The following is an 18827-nucleotide window of genomic DNA, read 5'->3' on the forward strand; positions in this document are numbered from 1 at the left end:
AAGGAGATGCGCCCAGGCCGGCCGGAACTGGTGGACACCAGCGCAGGACCGGCGACAACGGCGATCACCCCCGAGCGACAACCACTGGCCACGCTCTCGCGCAACCTGCTGGACAGGCTCCGCCGGTGGCGGAGACCCCCCTGTCCGGACGGCACCGCGGTGCCGTCCGCCCGGTGGGGACCCGTCCCCTTCGCACCGGCCGGATGCCGGGCTGCGGGACGGACCGAGCTTGGCCGATCGTGGTCCATCGGGGGCTGCCGCACAAGTGGTTCGTTACCAGCGGGTAACGACTGTGTGGGCGCAGGTGTTTCCGGAAAGTGACGATCGCCACCCTGAGTGACCGGCGGCCATCGGGCGAAAACGTGACAGGAAGCCGCAAAGACCCCCGGGGCCCGGAGGTCGACTTACCGCAAGTAATAGCCGCCGTGCTTCATCAAGATTTGGTAAAGTACGGCGGCGAAACGTTAAAACTCGATACGCCCGCTAGAAGAGCACCCTCGCCAGCGCCGTACGGGCCGCGACGACCCGCGGGTCGTCGGCCCCGATCACCTCGAAGAGCTCCAGCAGCCGCACCCGCACCGCGTCCCGGTCCTCGCCGACGGTGCGGCGGACGGTGTCGACCAAGCGGGAGAAGGCGTCCTCCACGTGGCCGCCGACCATGTCCAGGTCTGCCGCGGCGATCTGCGCCCGCGGGTCCGACGGCTTCTCCGCCGCCTCCCTGCGCACCGCCTGCGCGTCCAGTCCCTGCACCCGCTGCAGGAGTTCGGCCTGCGCCAGGCCGAGCTTGGCCTCGGCGTCGCCGGGCCGGTCGGAGAGGACGTTGCGGTAGGCCTGGATCGCGCCGCCCAGGTCGCCGCGGTCGAGCGCGTCGTGCGCGGCCGCCAGCACCGGGTCCTGCGGGGCCTCGGGGGCCGCCGCGGCCCCCTCGCCCGGCTCGACGGGGGCGCCCACGATCCCGAACTGCGTCTCGGCCACCTCGATCAGCTGGTCGAGCACCTGCCGGATCTGGGCCTCCGGGGAGGCGCCCTGGAACAGCGGCACCAACTGGCCGCCGACCACCGCCATCACCGCGGGGATGCCCTGGATGCCGAACTGCTGGGCCAGCATCTGGTTGGCGTCGACGTCGACCTTGGCCAGCACGAAACGGCCGGCGTACTCGGCGGCCAGCCGCTCCAGGACCGGGCCGAGCTGCTTGCAGGGCCCGCACCACTCGGCCCAGAAGTCGATCACGACCGGGACCTCGGCCGAGCGCTGGAGGACGTCGGCCTCGAACCCGGCCTCGGTGACGTCGAACACGAGCCGGGCGCCGGCCGCGGCGTCCCGGGAACCCGGGCCCGCCTGCGGGCGGGCCTCCGCCTTCTGCCTGGCCTCGCTGGCCGCCTTCACCGCGGCGAGGTCGACCACGCCGCTCATGGACATGTTCCGTGGCTGCATGGCGCCAATCCTCCCCCCTCGGCCGGGCATGTGTGAAACCGGCTGCCGGTCCGGCGCGCTCCGGCGGCCTCGTGCGGCGCGGGGTCCCCACCTCGCGCCAGTGGCTGTCGCTCTTACGCTACGGGTCGTAGCGTAAGTGCCGGGGAGCCGGGCGGGCAAGGGCGCCCGGGGGCGGGGACGGTGATCCGCCTCACCCCGCGCCGCGGGGGCCCGGCGGGCACCCCCGGGGGTATCGTCCTTGCCTCTCCTCCCCCGCGAGCACTCCAGGAGCGTCCATGGCCACCTTCGGCAACGCCAGGCGGACCGGCCGGCCGCGCAGCGCCGAGGCCGACGCCGCCATCCTCGCCGCCACCCGCACGGCCCTGGTCGAACTGGGCTGGGGGCGGCTGACGATGGGGGACGTGGCGGCCCGGGCCGGCGTCGCCAAGACGACCCTGTACCGGCGCTGGTCGTCCAAGAGCGAACTGGTCGTGGACGCGGTGGCCGTGCTCTTCGACGAACTGCGGCTGACCGACCGCGGGAGCCTGCGGGCCGACGTGGAGGACATGGTGCGGCAGATCGGCGAACTGCTCGATCGGCCGGAGACCAAGACGGCGCTGATGGCGGTGATGGCCGAGTCGGCCCGCGACCCGGCGCTGCGGCTGCGGATCCGCGACGCCATCGTCGGCCGGCAGCGGCACCTGGTCGTCCAGGGGCGCCGGCGGGCCCAGGAGCGGGGGGAGCTCCCCCCGGACGCGCCCGGGGCACAAAACTGCGCGGACCGCGCGGACTGCCCGGGGAGTGCGGGGAACGCGGAGAGTGCGGGGAACGCGGAGGGCCCGGGGGGCGCGGAGGCCGCGGGCTGCGCGGGCTGCGGCGGGGCCGGCGGGGAGGGGCCGGGCCCGGGGGCCCGCGCGGCGGCCCGCAGCACGGACCTGGTCTTCGACGTGATCGCCGGGGCGGTGGTCAACCGCACCCTGGTCAGCGCCGAGCCGGTGGACGAGGCGTGGGCCCGCGCCTTCACCACCCTGCTGCTCGGCGGGATGGCGGAGGCCGACCGGCAGATCCGGGAGCAGGAAGGGGCCGGCAACGCCCCGCGCGCCTGACCTCGCGCGGGGCGTTGCCGGAGAGCGCCGCCGGGGGGCGCCGCCGGCCGGGGCCGTGCGGGCCCGGCGGGTTCAGAACCGGGCGGGCTCGGTGTAGCCGCCCCACTCCTCGCGCAGGACGCCGCAGATCTCGCCGAGGGTGGCCTCGGCGCGGACCGCGTCCAGCATCGCCGGGATCATGTTCTCCCCGCCGCGGGCGGCATCCAGCATCCGGCCCAGGGCGGCGTCGACCGCGGCGTCGTCGCGGGCGGCGCGGCGGTCGGCGAGGACGCGCACCTGCTCCTTCTCCACCTCGTGGCTGACCCGCAGGATCTCCAGGTCGCCGGTGACCGAGCCGTGGTGGCAGTTGACGCCGACGACCCTCTTCTCGCCCTTCTCCAGCGCCTGCTGGTAGCGGAAGGCGGCCTCGGCGATCTCGCCGGTGAAGTAGCCGTCCTCGATGCCGCGCAGGATCCCGGAGGTCATCGGGCCGACGGCGTGGTTGCCGTCGGGGACCGCGCGGGCGCCCAGTTCCTTGATCCGGTCGAAGATCGCCTCGGCCTCGGCCTCGATGCGGTCGGTCAGCGCCTCGACGTACCAGGAGCCGCCCAGCGGGTCGGCCACGGAGGTGACCCCGATCTCCTCCATCAGCACCTGCTGGGTGCGCAGGGCGATCTCGGCGGCCTGCTCCGAGGGCAGCGCCAGGGTCTCGTCGAGGGCGTTGGTGTGCAGGGAGTTGGTGCCGCCGAGCACCGCGGCCAGGGCCTCCACCGCGGTGCGCACCACGTTGTTGTAGGGCTGCTGGGCGGTGAGCGAGACGCCGGCGGTCTGGGTGTGGAAGCGCAGCCACTGGGCCTTGTCGGTCTTCGCGCCGTAGACGTCCCGCAGCCAGCGGGCCCAGATCCGGCGGGCGGCGCGGAACTTGGCGATCTCCTCGAAGAAGTCGAGGTGCGCGTCGAAGAAGAAGGACAGGCCCGGGGCGAAGGTGTCGACGTCCAGGCCGCGGGAGAGGCCGAGCTCGACGTAGCCGAAGCCGTCGGCGAGGGTGTAGGCGAGCTCCTGCGCGGCCGTGGAGCCGGCCTCGCGGATGTGGTAGCCGGAGACCGACAGCGGCTTGTAGGCGGGGATGCCCTTCGCGCAGTACTCCATCAGGTCGCCGATGAGGCGCAGGTGCGGCTCGGGCGCGAAGAGCCACTCCTTCTGCGCGATGTACTCCTTGAAGATGTCGGTCTGCAGGGTGCCGTTGAGCACCGACGGGTCGACGCCCTGCCGTTCCGCGGCCACCAGGTACATGCAGAAGACCGGCACCGCGGGCCCGGAGATCGTCATGGAGGTGGTGACCTCGCCGAGCGGGATGCCCCGGAAGAGGACCTCCATGTCGGCGGCGGAGTCGATCGCCACTCCGCAGTGGCCGACCTCCCCCAGGGAGCGCGGGTCGTCGGAGTCGCGGCCCATCAGGGTGGGCATGTCGAAGGCGACGGACAGGCCGCCGCCGCCGGCGTCCAGGATCATCCGGTAGCGCTCGTTGGTCTGCTCGGCGTTGCCGAACCCGGCGAACTGGCGGATGGTCCAGGTGCGCCCGCGGTAGCCGGTCGGGTGCAGTCCCCGGGTGAAGGGGTACTCGCCGGGCCAGCCGATGCGCTCGAAGCCGGGGCGGGTCTCCCCGGGGGCCGGGCCGTAGACCGGCTCGACCGGGTTCCCGGACAGGGTGGTGAAGTCCGCGTCGCGCTTGCGGGCGGAGTCGTATCGGGCCTGCCAGCGGCGGCGGCCTTCTTCAACGGCGTCGACGTCCATACGACGAAAGTACTTGGACGTCCGAGCAATTACTAGGACGTCCAAGTATTTTTTGCCGTGCGACTCGGAAAAGCCCCCCGGACGGGTGCCGCCGCAGGAGTGGCGTCAGGCCCGGACCGGCTCCGGGGCCGGCTCCACCAGCGGCTCGACCTGGCGGGAGATCTTCCGCTCGACCACCACGCCGAGGACCGGGATCGTGCCGGCCAGCAGCACGCCGACGATCTTCCCGAAGCCCCACTTCGCCTTGGAGCCGAGGTCGAAGGCGAAGACCACGTAGAGGATGTAGAGGAGGCCGTGGAGCTGGGAGACCGCGAAGGTGACGTCCTCGCCCGTGCCGAAGCCGTACTTGAAGACCATGCAGGTGCACAGCACCAGCAGCATCACGGCAGTGACGTACGCCATGACCCGGTAGCGGGTCAGCACACTCTGCTTCATGCGTTTGAGGGTAACCGGGCGGCCCTGCGTCCCCGACGGCGCCCCCGACCCCCGCTTTGCCGTGCCTTTACCCCGCCCTTACTTCTCCTCGAAGTCCCCGGCGGCCAGCCGCAGCGGCCTCAGCATGGCGAAGATCTCCGCGCACTCCTCGTCGTCGTACGCGCCCAGGCCGAAATCCATGGCCATCAGGTCGCGGGTCGCGCCCTCCACGACCTCCCGGCCCCGCGCGGTGATCGAGGCCAGGGTGCCGCGGCCGTCGTTGGGGTTGGGGCGCTTGTCCACGAAGCCGGAGCGCACCAGCCGGTCGACGGTGTTGGTCACCGAGGTGGGGTGGACCATCAGCCGCTCCCCGATCTTGGACATGGGGAGCTCGCCGGCCTTGCTGAAGGTCAGCAGCACCAGCGCCTCGTAGCGGGCGAAGGTGAGCCCGTAGGGCTTGACCACCGCGTCGACCTGGGACAGCAGGATCTGGTGGGCCCGCATGATCGAGGTGATGGCGGCCATCGCCGGCACGGCGCCCCACCGCTGCCGCCACAGCTCGTCGGCGCGCGCGATGGGGTCGAACGGAAGACTGAGGGACTTCGGCACGCCAGGAAGCCTATAGGTCCGCCGTTCGGGGGAGTTCCCTGTCTCACTGTGCGGCCCTGCGCGGCCCTGTGCGGGCCCCGCGGCAGGCCGGACGGGCGGCGCGGGTCCCGCGGCCGCCCGGGCGGCCGCGGGACCCGCGGGGGCTAGGACGCCGCAGGCGTCCCGGGGCCGTCCGCCAGCCGGCGCTCGACGGCGGCGACCTTGGAGGTGAGGCCGTCGGTGACGCCGGGGCGGACGTCGGCCTTGAGGACCAGGCTCACCCGGGGCGCGCGGGCCTCGACCGCGGCGACGGCGCGGCGGACCACGTCCATCACCTCGTCCCACTCCCCCTCGACACAGGTGAACATCGCGTCGGTGCGGTTCGGCAGGCCGGACTCGCGGACCACGCGGACGGCGTCGGCGACGTACTCCCCCACGTCCTCGCCGACGCCCAGCGGGGTGACCGAGAAGGCGACGATCACGCACCCACCGCCTGCTCGTCCCGGTCGCCCGGCGCGTCCTGCGCCTTGCGCCCGTGGGCGGCGGCGACCCACCGCTCCTCCTCCGCCTTGAGCAGGCGCTCCGCGTAGAAGCCGGCGAAGGGGATCACCGAGAGCACGAAGTACAGCACCGGGCGGCCCAGGGACCACTTGGTGCGGTTCCAGGCGTCCAGCAGGAAGAGGCAGAAGAGCACGAACAGGAAGCCGTGCACGGCACCCAGCACGGGGACCGCGTTGAAGTCGGTGGTGCGCTTGAGCACCGAGGCGGCCAGCAGCACGACGAAGGACACCGCCTCGACGAAGGAGACGAGGCGGAATCGGCGTACGGCGGAGGCGGTCTTCACGTCCACGGGCGGGGTTCCTCTGGTGGGCGGGGCACGGGCACGGGGCGCCGGGGCTTGTGAAGGCGTGCACAAGCTCGGCGGGTCCCATTATCGCCACAGCCGACCCGGCACCCGTCCGCGGGGCCCCCGGAGGGGTAGCGTCGGGCCGTGGCTCAGTTTCGACTCCAAGGGACCAAGGTGCTCGCGGTCGACATGGCCGGCGACGCCGTGAAGGCCAGGAACGGCTCGATGGTCGCCTACGACGGCCGGATGTCGTTCAAGAAGATGACGGGCGGCGGTGAGGGCCTGCGCGGGATGGTGACGCGCAGGATCACCGGGGAGCAGATGGAGGTGATGGAGGTCGCCGGGCACGGCACGTGCTGGTTCGCCGACCGGGCGAGCGAGGTCAACCTGGTGCGGCTGAACGGGGAGAAGCTGTTCGTCGAGGCGAGCAACCTGTTGTGCGCGGAGGCCTCGCTGCGCACGGGCACGTCGTTCACCGGGCTGCGCGGCGCGAGCCAGGGCAACGGCCTGTTCACCACCACGGTCGAGGGGCACGGCCGGGCGGCCCTGCTCTCCGACGGGCCGGCCGTGGTGCTGCGGGTCTCGCACGGCATGCCGCTCCAGGTCGACCCCGGGGCGTACGTCGCGCACACCGGCGACCTGCGGCAGCAGTTCCAGACCGGGATCAGCTGGCGGACCGCGGTCGGGGAGGGCTCGGGCGAGTCCTTCCAGATCCGCTTCGAGGGCGAGGGCCTGGTGTACGTCCAGCCCAGCGAGCGCAACACGATCGGGGGGCAGCTGTAGGCATGGGTTTCCACCGGATCAACTCAAAGATGGTCGAGGCCCGGGTGCGGCCCGGCGAGCGGCTGTTCAGCCAGCGCGGGGCGATGCTCGCCTACCGCGGCGCGGTGTCGTTCACCCCGAACGTCCAGGGCGGGAGCGGCGGCATCGGCTCGATGATCGGCCGGCGGATCGCCGGCGAGGCGGCGCCGCTGATGAGCGTCGAGGGCTCGGGCTCGGTGATGTTCGGCCACGGCGGGCACGAGGTGCACGTGGTCGACCTGGCCGGGGACACCCTCTACGTCGAGGCGGACCGGCTGCTGGCCTTCGAGGGGACGCTGCGGCAGGGGACGATGTTCATGGGCTCCCAGGGCGGGGTCATGGGCATGGTCCGCGGGCAGGTCACCGGCCAGGGGCTGTTCACCACCACCCTGGCCGGGCACGGCTCGGTGGCGGTCATGGCGCACGGCGGGGTCTTCGAGCTCCCCGTCTCCCCGGACCGGCCGGTGCACGTGGACCCGCAGGCCTACGTCGCCCACCGCGGGGAGCTGCGCAACAAGCTGTCCGCGGCGCTGGGCTGGCGGGACATGGTGGGACGGGGGTCGGGCGAGGCGTTCCAGCTGGAGCTGTCCGGCCACGGCACGGTGTACGTGCAGGCGAGCGAGGAGAAGCTGTGAACCACTTCCAGGGCCCCGCGGGCGGCGGGCCGGTCGTCCACGACGCGCACTCCCTGCCGGTGGACGACAACGTCAACCCCTACGCGTTCAGCGTCGACCTCAAGGGCGAGTGGTTCCTGCAGAAGGGGAAGATGATCGCCTACTACGGGCGGATCGACTTCCAGGGGCTGGGGGCCGGGCCGCTGGACCGGCTGGTGGCCGCGAACTTCCACTCGCCGCTGCACACCTCGGACTGGGTGGTGGCCTCGGGGCAGGGCCGGATGGTGCTCGCCGACCGCGCCTTCGACGTCAACTCCTACGACCTGACGGACGGCAACCTCACCATTCGCTCCGGCAATCTCCTCGCCTTCCAGCCGGGACTGGCGCTCAAGCAGTCGATCGTCCCCGGCTTCCTCACGCTGCTCGGCACGGGCAAGTTCATCGCCTCCTCGAACGGCCCGGTGCACTTCGTGGAGCCGCCGCTGCGGGTGGACCCGCAGGCGCTGGTGGGGTGGGCGGACTGCCCCTCCCCCTGCCACCACTACGACCACGGCTACCTGCGCGGCGTCATGGGCGGGATCAGGCAGCTGACCGGCCTGGGAGGGGTCTCGGGCGAGGAGCACCAGTACGAGTTCGCCGGGGCGGGGACCGTGCTGCTGCAGTCCAGCGAGACGGTCGTGCCGGTGGTGGACGGGCCTTCGGGCGCGGGGCAGCAGGCGGCGGCGCACGGCCCGGCGGGCATGCAGCTGCCGGGGCAACTGGGGGACCTGCAGCGCCGTTTCGGACTGTGAGCGCACGGCTCCGCAGTGTGATTCCGAACACGTGAGTCGATTTTCCGGTGTGTGCATATGCAAAAGGTCGGCCTGCTCCGCAAGAATCGGAGCAGGCCGACCCGGCTGCCATGATTGATTCGTTTTTCAACTTCTTTAGGTAGAATTGACACATGGACACCCCCTGGCTCACCGAGGACGAACAGCGCCTGTGGCGCACGCACCTGGAGGTCAGCAGGCTCCTGACCCACCAGATGGAACGCGACCTCCAGCCCTTCGGGCTGACCATGAACGACTACGAGATCCTGGTCAACCTCTCGGAGTCCGAGGACCACCGGATGCGGATGAGCGACCTGGCCCGCTCCACCCTGCAGTCCAAGAGCCGCCTGTCCCACCAGATCACCCGGATGGAGAACGCCGGGCTGGTCCGCCGCGAGAGCTGCGAGTCCGACCGCCGCGGCCTGTTCGCCGTGCTCACCGAGCACGGCTGGGAGACGATGCGCAAGGTCGCCCCGCACCACGTGGAGTCCGCGCGCGAGCACTTCATCGACCGCATGGACGCCGACGGGCGGGCGACCCTGCAAACCGTCCTGGCCCCGGTCCGCGACCACCTGCGCAGCCTGCGCGAACGCCCGTAGGGGCCCGCCCGCAGCGGGCCGGGGCCCGGGCCGGGGCCGCACACCCCTGCGGCCCGGGCGTCCCCGGCTCGTGGACGGCGCCCCTGCACGGGGGGCGCCGCCCGTCGTTCAGCCCGCGGTCGTCAGGCCCTCGACCAGCTCGTCGGCCGCACGGTAGGGGTCGAGCTCGCCGGCGACGATGCGCCCGGCCAGCGCGTCCAGGCGGCGGTCGCCGTGCAGGTCCCCGATCCGCTCGCGCAGCGCGGTGACCGCGATGGCCTCCACCTCCAGTGCGGCCCTGCGGCGGCGGCGCTCGGCCAGCACGCCGTGCTCCTCCATCCAGGCCCGGTGCTTCTCCAGAGCCTCGACGACCTCGTCGACGCCCTCGCCGCGCGCCGCGACCGTCTTGACGATCGGCGGCCGCCAGTCGCCGGGCTGCCGGGCCTCGCCGAGGCCGAGCATGTGGTTGAGTTCCCGGGCGGTGGCGTCCGCCCCGTCCCGGTCGGCCTTGTTGACCACGAAGACGTCGCCGATCTCCAGGATCCCGGCCTTGGCCGCCTGGATGCCGTCGCCCATGCCGGGCGCCAGCAGCACGACGCTGGTGTCGGCCTGGGCGGCGATCTCCACCTCGGACTGGCCCACGCCGACGGTCTCGACCAGGATCACCTCGCACCCGGCCGCGTCCATCACCCGCACCGCCTGGGGGGCGGCCCAGGACAGGCCGCCCAGGTGGCCGCGGGTGGCCATGGAGCGGATGTAGACGTCCGGGTCGGAGGTGTGCTCCTGCATGCGCACCCGGTCGCCCAGCAGCGCCCCGCCGGAGAACGGCGAGGACGGGTCGACGGCCAGGACGCCGACCCGCTTGCCCAGCTTGCGGTAGGCGGTCACCAGCGCGGAGGTGGAGGTGGACTTGCCCACGCCGGGCGAGCCGGTCAGGCCCACCACGTAGGCGCCTCCCGTCAGGGGGGCGAGCGCGGCCATCACCTCGCGCAGTTGCGGCGACGCCCCCTCCACCAGCGAGATCAGCCGGGCGACGGCACGCGGCCGCCCCTGCCGTGCCTGCTCCACCAGGGTGGGGACGTCCGCCATGGGTGTTCCGTACCTCTCTCGTACCGGTTCGCTAATGTCCGCTGGGCCGACCGGGAACGGTCACTTGCCGGGAACGGTGATGATCAGGGCGTCGCCCTGGCCGCCGCCGCCGCACAGGGCGGCCGCACCGGTGCCGCCGCCGCGGCGCTTGAGCTCCAGCGCCAGGTGCAGCACGACGCGGGCGCCGGACATGCCGATCGGGTGGCCCAGCGCGATGGCGCCGCCGTTGACGTTGACCTTCTCCATCGGCACGCCGAGGTCCTTGACGGACTGCACGGCCACCGCGGCGAACGCCTCGTTGATCTCGACCAGGTCGAGGTCGTCGACGGTCAGGCCCTGCTTGCCCAGGGCGTGGCGGATGGCGTTGGACGGCTGCGACTGCAGGGAGTTGTCCGGGCCGGCCACGTTGCCGTGGGCGCCGATCTCGGCGATCCACTCCAGGCCCAGCTCCTCGGCCTTGGCCTTGCTCATCACGACCACCGCGGCGGCGCCGTCGGAGATCTGCGAGGAGGTGCCGGCGGTGATCGTGCCGTCCTTGGCGAAGGCCGGGCGCAGCCTGCCCAGGGACTCCACGGTGGTCTCGCCGCGGATGCCCTCGTCCTGGGAGAAGACGACCGGCTCGCCCTTGCGCTGCGGGATCTCCACGGGGGTGATCTCCGCGTCGAACACGCCGTTCTTCTGGGCGGCGGCGGCCAGCTGGTGGGAGCGGGCGGCGACCTCGTCCTGCTCGGCGCGCCCGATGCCCAGGCGGGTGTTGTGCTTCTCGGTGGACTCGCCCATCGCGATGTTCTCGAAGGCGTCGGTGAGGCCGTCGTGCGCCATGGCGTCGAGCATCTGGATCGCGCCGTACTTGTAGCCCTCGCGGGACTTCGGCAGCAGGTGCGGGGCGTTGGTCATCGACTCCTGGCCGCCGGCCACGATCACGTCGAACTCGCCGGCGCGGATGAGCTGGTCGGCCAGGGCGATGGCGTCGAGGCCGGAGAGGCAGACCTTGTTGACGGTCAGCGCCGGGACGTTCATCGGGATGCCGGCCTTGACCGCGGCCTGGCGGGCGGGGATCTGGCCGGCACCGGCCTGGAGGACCTGGCCCATGATGACGTACTGGACCTGGTCGCCGCCGATGCCGGCCCGGTCCAGTGCCGCCTTGATCGCGATGCCGCCGAGGTCCGCACCGGAGAAGCTGCGCAGCGAGCCCAGCAGCCTCCCCATGGGGGTGCGGGCGCCCGCGACGATGACGGAGGTCGTTCCCTGCGCTGCAGTGGTACCGGTCATGCTGCGGCCCCTTCGCGGGTGGTCGAACTGAGGGTTTCCGCCCAATGTACTGAGGGCGGTGCTCCCGGTCACCGGGACGGCGGTGTGATCGCGAGCACGTTGCGTCACGGCGTGTGACAGCCGTCGCACCTGCGCCGTTGCGCCTTCCCCCACAACCCGTGGATGAGGTCCACTTGTTCCATGCTGACTCGTATCGACCACATCGGAATCGCCTGCTTCGACCTCGACAAGACGGTCGAGTTCTACCGCTCCACCTACGGCTTCGAGGTCTTCCACTCGGAGGTCAACGAGGAACAGGGCGTGCGCGAGGCCATGCTCAAGATCAATGAGACCTCGGACGGCGGCGCCTCCTACCTGCAGCTGCTGGAGCCGACCCGCGAGGACTCCACGGTGGCCAAGTGGCTGGCCAAGAACGGCGAGGGCGTGCACCACATCGCCTTCGGCACCGCCGACGTCGACGGCGACGCCGCGGACATCCGCGGCAAGGGCGTGCGGGTGCTCTACGACGAGCCGCGCACCGGCTCCATGGGCTCGCGGATCACCTTCCTGCACCCCAAGGACTGCGGCGGAGTCCTCACCGAACTGGTCACCTCCGCGAAGGAGCACTGACCGGTAACCTGCGCGAAGCCCCATCTGATCCCTCCTGCACATCCGTTGGGCCCGGTAGAGTGCAGATTCGGCGCGGCGGGAGGGTGCAGTCGTCGGTGGCGTGCGAGCCGGACTCACGGCCCGCACCCGCCCTCGGATCTGTCACCATTTCCCGGGGAGGCGGTATCGACCCGGGAGCTCACCCGGACGGCGGTTCCCACAACCGCCGCCGCCCGGTGCAAGGGCAGGCGCCCGAGGCGGGACGGAACGGCGCCGGCCGAGGATGCGAGCAGGAGACGGATGGGACCGCGCAGTGCGTGGCTACGACCGCTACGAGGCTGAGGACCACCTCTCTCAGTTCGAGGCCGAGATGGAGCGGCTGCGGACCGAGCGGGAAAAGGCGATCGACCACGCCGACGACCTCGGTTACCAGGTCGAGGTGCTGCGCGCCAAGCTCCACGAGGCGCGCCGCGCCCTGGACCGGCCGCGCGGTTACGAGAACATCAGCCACCAGGCCGAGCAGCTGCTGCGCAACGCCCAAGTCCAGGCCGACCAGTTGCGGGCCGACGCCGAGCGCGAGGTGCGCGAGGCGCGCGCCTCCACCCAGCGGATGCTCCAGGAGACCGCCGAGCGGCAGGCCCAGCTGGAGGCCGAGTGGCACGCCGAGGCCGTGGCCCGGCGCCGCCGCCTCGACGAGGAGCTCGCCGAGCGCCGCGCCACCGTCGAGGCCCACGTCAACGAGAACGTCGCCTGGGCCGAGCAGCTGCGCTCCCGCGCCGAGAGCCAGGCACGCCGCCTGATGGACGAGGCGCGGGCCGAGTCCGAGGCCGCGCTGGAGGCCGCCCGCACCGAGGCCCGGCGGATCGCCGAGCAGGCCCGCGAGCGGATGGCCGCGGACGGCGAGGCCGCCCGCGCCGAGGCGGAGGCGCTGCTGCGCCGCGCCCGCACCGACGCCGAGCGGCTGCTGGCCGCCGCGTCCGCCCAGGCCGAGGAGGCCACCGGCGAGGCCGAGCGGCTGCGCACCTCCACCCGCAGCGAGTCCGAGGAGGCCCGCCGGGAGAGCGCGGAGCAGACCCGCCGGGCCGAGCGGATGGCCCTGGAGGCCGAGACCGCGCTGCGCGAGGCCCGCGCCGAGGCGGAGCGGCTGCGGGAGGAGGCCGAGGCCGCCGCGACGAAGCGCCTGGCCGGCGCCGAGACCGACGTCGAGCAGCGGATGCGCACCGCCCGCACCGAGATCGCCCGCCTGGTCAACCAGGCCACCGAGGACGCGGAGACGGCCAAGGCCGAGGCGGAGCAGATCCGCGCCGAGGCCCGCGCCGAGGCCGAGCGCCTGGTCGCCGAGGCCGAGGAGAAGGCCCGCACCGCCGCGTCCGAGGACGCCGCGGCCCAGCTGGCCAAGGCCGCCCGCACCGCGGAGGAGGTGCTGACCAAGGCGTCCGAGGACGCCAGGGCCACCACCCGCGCCGCCGCCGAGGAGGCCGAGCGGATCCGGGCGGAGGCCGCCGCCGAGGCCGCGCGGCTGCGCGGGGAGGCGGAGAGCGCCGCCGAGCAGCTCAAGGGCGCCGCCCAGGACGACACCAAGGAGTACCGGGCCCGCGCCGTCGAGCTGCAGGAGGAGGCCCGCCGGCTGCGCGGCGAGGCAGAGCAGCTGCGCGCCGAGGCCGTCGCCGAGGGCGAGCGGATCCGCGCCGAGGCGCGCCGGGAGGCCGTCGCGCAGATCGAGGAGGCCGCCGGCAGCGCGGAGGAGCTCCTCACCAAGGCCAAGACGGACGCCGCCGAGCTGCGCGAGAAGGCCACCGGGGACAGCGAGCGGGTGCGCACCGAGGCCATCGAGCGCGCCTCCGCGCTGCGCCGGCAGGCCGAGGAGGCGGTGGAGCGCGCCCGCGCCGAGGCGGAGAAGCTTCGCACCGAGGCGGAGCAGCAGGCCCTGGAGACGGCCGGCGAGGCCGAGCGGGCCGCGCAGGAGCTGCGCACGGCCGCCGAGGCCGCCGCGGAGCGCGCCCGCGCGCAGTCGCTGGCGGAGGCGGAGCGGCGGCGCGAGGAGGCCGACGCGCGGCTGGCGGAGGCGGAGCGTGCCGTGCGCGAGGCGGACGCCGACGCCGAGCGGCTGCGCACCGAGGCCGCGGAGGAGGCCGAGCGGCTGCGCGCCGAGGCCGCCGAACGGGCACGGGCCCTGACGGAGCAGGCCGAGGCCGAGGCGGCGCGGCTGCGCGACGAGGCGGCCTCCGACGCCGCCGGGAGCCGGGCCGAGGGCGAGGCCGTCGCGGTGCGGCTGCGCACCGAGGCCGCGGCCGAGGCGGAGCAGCTGCGCGAGGAGGCCAGGACCGCGGCCGACCGGCTGCGCGCCGAGGCCCAGGCGGCCCGCGAGCGGGCCGAGGCCGAGGCCGCCGAGGCCCTGGCCGCGGCCCGGGAGGAGGCGGCGCGCCGCAGGCGCGAGGCGGAGAAGCTGCTGGCCGACGCCCGCGGGGAGGCCGAGAACGAGCGGACGGCCGCCCACCGGGAGAGCGAGGAGCTGCTGGCCGCCGCCCGCAAGCGGGTGGAGGAGGCCGGCGCGGAGGCCGACCGGTTGATCGCCGAGGCCGAGCGGCGGTCGGCCGAGCTGGTCGCCGCCGCGGAGCAGACCGCCCAGTCGGTGCGCGACGCGGTCGCCGGGCTGCACGAGCAGGCCGAGGAGGAGATCGCCGGGCTGCGTTCCGCGGCCGACCACGCGGCGCAGCGCACCCGCGCCGAGGCCCAGGAGGAGGCGGACCGGCTGCGCGCGGACGCGCACGCCGAGCGGGAGCGCGCCGCAGAGGACGCGGACCGGCTGCGCCGCGAGGCGCAGGAGGCGGCCGAGCAGGCCGGCGCCCTGGCGGAGCGCACCGTCGCCGAGGCCGTCGCCGAGGCGGACCGGCTGCGCGAGGAGGCCCGCGAGGAGTCCGGCCGCAGGCGCGCCGAGGCCGCCGAGCAGGCCGACCGGCTCGTCGCCGAGGCCGTCGCCGAGGCGGACCGGCTGCGCGGGGAGGCGGCCGAGGTCCTGGCCGGTGCCGAGCGGGACGCGCAGAGCACCCGGCAGGAGGCCGACGCGCTGCGCGACGAGGCCCGCGAGGAGGCCAACCGCAAGCGCACCGAAGCCGCCGAACAGGCCGACCGCCTCGTCACCGAGGCCCGCTCCGAGGCCGAGAAACTCCTGACGAAGGCCCGCGAGGAAGCGGACGAGCACGTCGCCGCCGCCGAGCGGGACGCGCAGAACACCCGGCAGGAGGCCGACGCACTGCGCGACGAGGCCCGCGAGGAGGCCAACCGCAAGCGCACCGAAGCCGCCGAACAGGCCGACCGCCTCGTCACCGAGGCCCGCTCCGAGGCCGAGAAACTCCTGACGAAGGCCCGCGAGGAAGCGGACGAGCACATCGCCGCCGCCGAGCGGGACGCGCAGAGCACCCGGCAGGAGGCCGACACGCTGCGCGACGAGGCCCGCGAGGAGGCCAACCGCAAGCGCACCGAGGCCGCCGAACAGGCCGACCGCCTCGTCACCGAGGCCCGCTCCGAGGCCGAGAAACTCCTGACGAAGGCCCGCGAGGAAGCGGACGAGCGCGTCGCCAAGGCCGGGCGGCAGGCGGAGCGCCTGGTCATCGAGGCCAACACCGAGGCCGACCGCATCCGCGCCGAGGCGGACAACCTGGTCGGCGAGGCCGTCGCCGAGGCCGACCGGCTGCGCGAGGAGTCGACCGCGGAGGCGGAGCGCCTGCACGCGGACGCCGTCTCCGAGTCGGGCCGCCTGCGGGCGGAGGCCGCCGCGGTACTGGCGCAGGCCCGGCGGGACGCCGAGGCGGAGCGCGAGGAGAGCGCCCGGGCCGCCGCCGAGGCCGCGGCCGAGGCGGAGCGGGTCCGCGACGAGGCCCGCGAGGAGGCCAACCGCAGGCGCACCGAGGCCGCCGAACAGGCCGACCGCCTCGTCACCGAGGCGCAGTCCGAGGCGGTCAGGACCGCCGCGGCCGCCGAGGAGCAGGCCGACACCATGGTCGGTGCCGCGCGCACCGAGGCCGAGCGGATCGTCGCCGAGGCCACCGCGGAGGGCAACGGTGTGGTCGAGCGGGCGCGTACCGACGCCGACACCATGCTGGCCGAGGCCCGGCGCGACTCCACCGCGATCCGCGAGCGGGCGGAGGAGCTGCGCCGCCGTGCGGAGTCCGAGGTGGAGGAGCTCCACGAGCGTGCCCGCAAGGAGGCCGCGGAGGCGATGAAGTCGGCCGGCGAGCGGGTCGACAAGCTGGTCGCCGCGGCCGCCGAGCAGTTGGAGGAGGCCCGGGCCAAGGCGTCCGAGCTGACCTCGAACGCGGCGAGCGAGGCCGGCAAGGTCCGCATCGCGGCGGTGAAGCGGGCCGAGGCTCTGCTGAAGGAGGCGGAGCAGAAGAAGGCCGATTCCGAGCGCGAGGCGGAGCGGCTGGTGGCCGAGGCGAAGGCCGAGGCCGAGCGCATGATCGACGGGGGAAGGCGTGAGCTGGACCAACTGGTGCAGCGCCGCAGGGACATCAACGCGGAGATCTCCCGCGTGCAGGACGTCCTGGAGGCGCTGGAGTCGTTCCAGGCCCCGTCCGCCGGAAACGGCAAGAAGGGGACGGAACGTCAGGAAACCGTCAAGGCGGGCACCGGTGCGGGCAGCACACGTTCGAACGGCAAGCGTTCTGACGACGCGCCACTCGATTGAGGGGACAATTACCGGATTGACAACGCATTGACTCGATGACACGCCGGTAAGACCCCTAGGATTTCCACTATCACCTCACCGGTCTCTTTCGACAGGAACCCCATGAGCGACACCTCATCCCCCTTCGGCTTCGAGCTAGTGCGGCGTGGGTACGACCGCACGCAGGTGGACGACCGCATCACCAAGCTCGTTGCCGACCGCGACAGTGCTCTGGCCAGGATCACCGCGCTCGAGAAGCGAATTGAGGAGCTCCACCTCGAGACCCAGAACGTCCAGACCCAGGTGAACGACGCGGAGCCGTCGTACGCCGGTCTCGGGGCCCGGGTCGAGAAGATCCTCCGGCTCGCCGAGGAGGAGGCGAAGGACCTCCGGGAGGAGGCCCGCCGCGCGGCCGAGCAGCACCGCGAGCTGGCCGAGAGCGCCGCCGCGCAGGTGCGCGCCGACGCCGAGGCGTTCGCCACCGAGCGCAAGGCCAAGGCCGAGGACGAGGGCGTCCGGATCGTCGAGAAGGCCAAGGGCGAGGCGTCGCAGCTGCGCGCCGAGGCCACCAAGGACGCGCAGAACAAGCGCGAGGAGGCGGACGCCCTCTTCGAGGAGACCCGCGCCAAGGCGGCCCAGGCCGCGGCCGACTTCGAGACCAACCTGGCCAAGCGCCGCGAGCAGTCCGAGCGCGACCTGGCCTCCCGCCAGGCCAAGGCCGAGAAGCGCCTCGCCGAGATCGAGCACCGCGCCGAGCAGCTGCGCCTGGAGGCCGAGAAGCTGCGCACCGACGCCGAGCGCCGCGCCCGCCAGACGGTGGAGACCGCCCAGCGCCAGGCCGAGGACATCGTGGCCGACGCCAACGCCAAGGCCGACCGGATCCGTTCGGAGTCCGAGCGCGAGCTGGCCGCCCTGACCAACCGCCGCGACAGCATCAACGCCCAGCTGACCAACGTCCGCGAGATGCTGGCCACGCTGACCGGCGCCGCGGTGGCCGCCACCGGCACCCCGGACGACGAGGGCACCTCCCGCGGCGTCCCGGCCCAGCAGAGCCGCTGAGCCGGCCCCGCGGGGCCGCACCGGCCCCGCGGGATCCCGCAGGGACGCACCGCGGGACGCGCTCCCGGCGCACCGCACCGGATCCCCCCGCCCTCCCGGGCGGGGGGATCCGCCGTCTCCGGGCCCCGGCCCGCCGGGTTGTTACCGATTCGTCGACCCGGCGAGGTAGGCGGCGGGCGGCCGGGCGCATAGCGTGGAGCACATGATCGAACTGGAGGGCCTGACCAAGCGCTACGGCGACAAGCTGGCCGTCGACAACCTGACGTTCTCGGTGCGCCCGGGCGTCGTCACGGGCTTCCTCGGGCCCAACGGCGCCGGGAAGTCCACCACGATGCGCATGATGCTGGACCTGGACCGGCCCACCGCCGGCTCGGTGCGGATAGACGGCAAGCACTACCGGCAGCTGGACGAGCCGCTGAAGCACATCGGCGCGCTCCTGGACGCGAAGGCCGTGCACGGCGGCCGCACCGCCCACAACCACCTGCTCTGCCTGGCGCAGAGCAACCGCATCCCCCGCGCCAGGGTCGACGAGGTCCTGGAGACCGTCGGCCTCACCGCGGTGGCGAAGAAGCGTTCCGGGGGCTTCTCCCTCGGCATGGGGCAGCGCCTCGGCATCGCGGCGGCGCTGCTCGGCGACCCGCGGATCCTGATGTTCGACGAGCCGGTCAACGGCCTCGACCCCGAGGGCATCCACTGGATCCGCAACCTGATGAAGGACCTCGCGGCCCAGGGGCGGACGGTGTTCGTCTCCAGCCACCTGATGAGCGAGATGGCGCTGACCGCCGACCACCTCATCGTCATCGGCCGCGGCAAGCTGCTCGCGGACACCTCGATGGCCGACTTCATCGCCGTCAACTCCCGCTCCTTCGTGCGGATCCGCACCCCCGAGCCCGAGCGGCTGCGCGACGCCCTGGCGAAGGCGGGGGCCTCCGCGCCCGCGACCGCCGCCGACGGCGCCCTCGAGGTCGAGGACCTCCCGGCGGAGCGGATCGGCGAACTCGCGGCCGAGCACGGGCTCGTGCTGCACGAGCTCAGCCCGCAGCGCGCCTCCCTGGAGGAGGCGTTCATGCGGATGACGGCCGCCTCGGTGGAGTACCAGGCCGGGGCCCCCGTGCCGGGCGCGGTGCCCGTTCCGGGCGCGGTGCCCGGCGGGGCGGTTCAGCAGTGGGGCGGCTCGTGGGAGCAGCGCAAGCAGGGAAAGGAGTCCTGA

The 18827-nt window shown here is 73.6% G+C and carries 17 protein-coding genes; 9 read left to right on the forward strand and 8 right to left on the reverse strand.

Translation table 11 applies throughout. The features are described from left to right. Window positions 1-483: 483 nt before the first annotated feature. A complete protein-coding gene (locus GQS52_RS07790; RefSeq protein ID WP_182312675.1) occupies window positions 484-1434 on the reverse strand; it encodes a tetratricopeptide repeat protein in 951 nt (316 codons plus the stop codon). Window positions 1435-1709: 275 nt separating this feature from the next. On the opposite strand from GQS52_RS07790, the gene GQS52_RS27595 reads away from it, so the two are divergent. Beyond that, entirely contained in the window at window positions 1710-2519 is an 810-nt protein-coding gene (locus GQS52_RS27595) for a TetR/AcrR family transcriptional regulator (RefSeq protein ID WP_259370645.1), read from the forward strand. 72 nt (window positions 2520-2591) lie between these two features. On the opposite strand, the gene GQS52_RS07805 is transcribed toward GQS52_RS27595, so the two are convergent. The 5 genes from GQS52_RS07805 to GQS52_RS07825 form a co-directional block, all read right to left on the reverse strand. Next, window positions 2592-4292 carry a methylmalonyl-CoA mutase family protein gene (locus tag GQS52_RS07805; RefSeq protein ID WP_182312677.1) on the reverse strand — a complete coding sequence of 567 codons (1701 nt, stop codon included), beginning with the start codon at window positions 4290-4292 and terminating at the stop codon, window positions 2592-2594. A 105-nt stretch (window positions 4293-4397) separates the two neighbouring features. Continuing rightward, window positions 4398-4727: a DUF3817 domain-containing protein gene (locus GQS52_RS07810; protein ID WP_182312679.1), complete on the reverse strand. Its 330-nt coding sequence runs from the start codon at window positions 4725-4727 to the stop codon at window positions 4398-4400. Between the two features lie 78 nt (window positions 4728-4805). Further along, window positions 4806-5315 (reverse strand): MarR family transcriptional regulator, encoded by a 510-nt coding sequence (locus GQS52_RS07815; RefSeq protein WP_182312681.1) that lies wholly within the window; start codon window positions 5313-5315, stop codon window positions 4806-4808. Between the two features lie 143 nt (window positions 5316-5458). Continuing rightward, the gene (locus GQS52_RS07820; RefSeq protein ID WP_182312683.1) at window positions 5459-5776 is read right to left on the reverse strand and encodes an MTH1187 family thiamine-binding protein; all 318 of its coding nucleotides are present in this window, start codon (window positions 5774-5776) and stop codon (window positions 5459-5461) included. Then, window positions 5773-6144 (reverse strand): DUF3817 domain-containing protein, encoded by a 372-nt coding sequence (locus GQS52_RS07825; protein WP_182312685.1) that lies wholly within the window; start codon window positions 6142-6144, stop codon window positions 5773-5775. Before GQS52_RS07825 ends, GQS52_RS07820 begins: the two co-directional genes overlap by 4 nt. Window positions 6145-6285: 141 nt before the next feature. Between GQS52_RS07825 and GQS52_RS07830 the strand changes: the two genes are divergently transcribed. The 4 genes from GQS52_RS07830 to GQS52_RS07845 all read left to right on the forward strand — a co-directional run bounded on the left by GQS52_RS07830 (window position 6286) and on the right by GQS52_RS07845 (window position 8964). After that, entirely contained in the window at window positions 6286-6924 is a 639-nt protein-coding gene (locus tag GQS52_RS07830; RefSeq protein WP_182312688.1) for an AIM24 family protein, read from the forward strand. 2 nt (window positions 6925-6926) lie between these two features. Further along, window positions 6927-7577 (forward strand): AIM24 family protein, encoded by a 651-nt coding sequence (locus GQS52_RS07835; RefSeq protein WP_182312689.1) that lies wholly within the window; start codon window positions 6927-6929, stop codon window positions 7575-7577. Then, entirely contained in the window at window positions 7574-8347 is a 774-nt protein-coding gene (locus GQS52_RS07840; RefSeq protein ID WP_259370646.1) for an AIM24 family protein, read from the forward strand. Before GQS52_RS07835 ends, GQS52_RS07840 begins: the two co-directional genes overlap by 4 nt. A gap of 152 nt (window positions 8348-8499) precedes the next feature. Next, on the forward strand, window positions 8500-8964 hold the full coding sequence (locus tag GQS52_RS07845; protein WP_182312691.1) for a MarR family transcriptional regulator: 465 nt from the start codon (window positions 8500-8502) through the stop codon (window positions 8962-8964). Window positions 8965-9072: 108 nt separating this feature from the next. Here the strand turns inward: GQS52_RS07845 and meaB are convergent, their stop codons facing one another. Further along, window positions 9073-10032, reverse strand: a complete 960-nt coding sequence (gene meaB / locus GQS52_RS07850) for a methylmalonyl Co-A mutase-associated GTPase MeaB (protein WP_182312693.1) — start codon at window positions 10030-10032, stop codon at window positions 9073-9075. A gap of 60 nt (window positions 10033-10092) precedes the next feature. After that, window positions 10093-11304, reverse strand: coding sequence for an acetyl-CoA C-acetyltransferase (locus GQS52_RS07855; protein ID WP_182312696.1), 1212 nt, complete (start codon window positions 11302-11304; stop codon window positions 10093-10095). Between the two features lie 180 nt (window positions 11305-11484). Between GQS52_RS07855 and mce the strand changes: the two genes are divergently transcribed. The 4 genes from mce (at window position 11485) to GQS52_RS07875 (ending at window position 18827) form a co-directional block, all read left to right on the forward strand. Then, window positions 11485-11913, forward strand: a complete 429-nt coding sequence (gene mce, locus GQS52_RS07860) for a methylmalonyl-CoA epimerase (RefSeq protein WP_182312698.1) — start codon at window positions 11485-11487, stop codon at window positions 11911-11913. A gap of 292 nt (window positions 11914-12205) precedes the next feature. Then, entirely contained in the window at window positions 12206-16579 is a 4374-nt protein-coding gene (scy, locus tag GQS52_RS07865; protein WP_182312699.1) for a polarized growth protein Scy, read from the forward strand. Between the two features lie 102 nt (window positions 16580-16681). After that, window positions 16682-17617 carry a cellulose-binding protein gene (locus GQS52_RS07870; protein ID WP_182312701.1) on the forward strand — a complete coding sequence of 312 codons (936 nt, stop codon included), beginning with the start codon at window positions 16682-16684 and terminating at the stop codon, window positions 17615-17617. 202 nt (window positions 17618-17819) lie between these two features. After that, on the forward strand, window positions 17820-18827 hold the full coding sequence (locus GQS52_RS07875) for an ABC transporter ATP-binding protein (RefSeq protein ID WP_182312703.1): 1008 nt from the start codon (window positions 17820-17822) through the stop codon (window positions 18825-18827).

Origin of the sequence: Streptomyces sp. SCUT-3 (assembly GCF_014083985.1) — a bacterium.
GTDB classification, from domain to species: Bacteria; Actinomycetota; Actinomycetes; order Streptomycetales; family Streptomycetaceae; genus Streptomyces_H; species Streptomyces_H thermolineatus.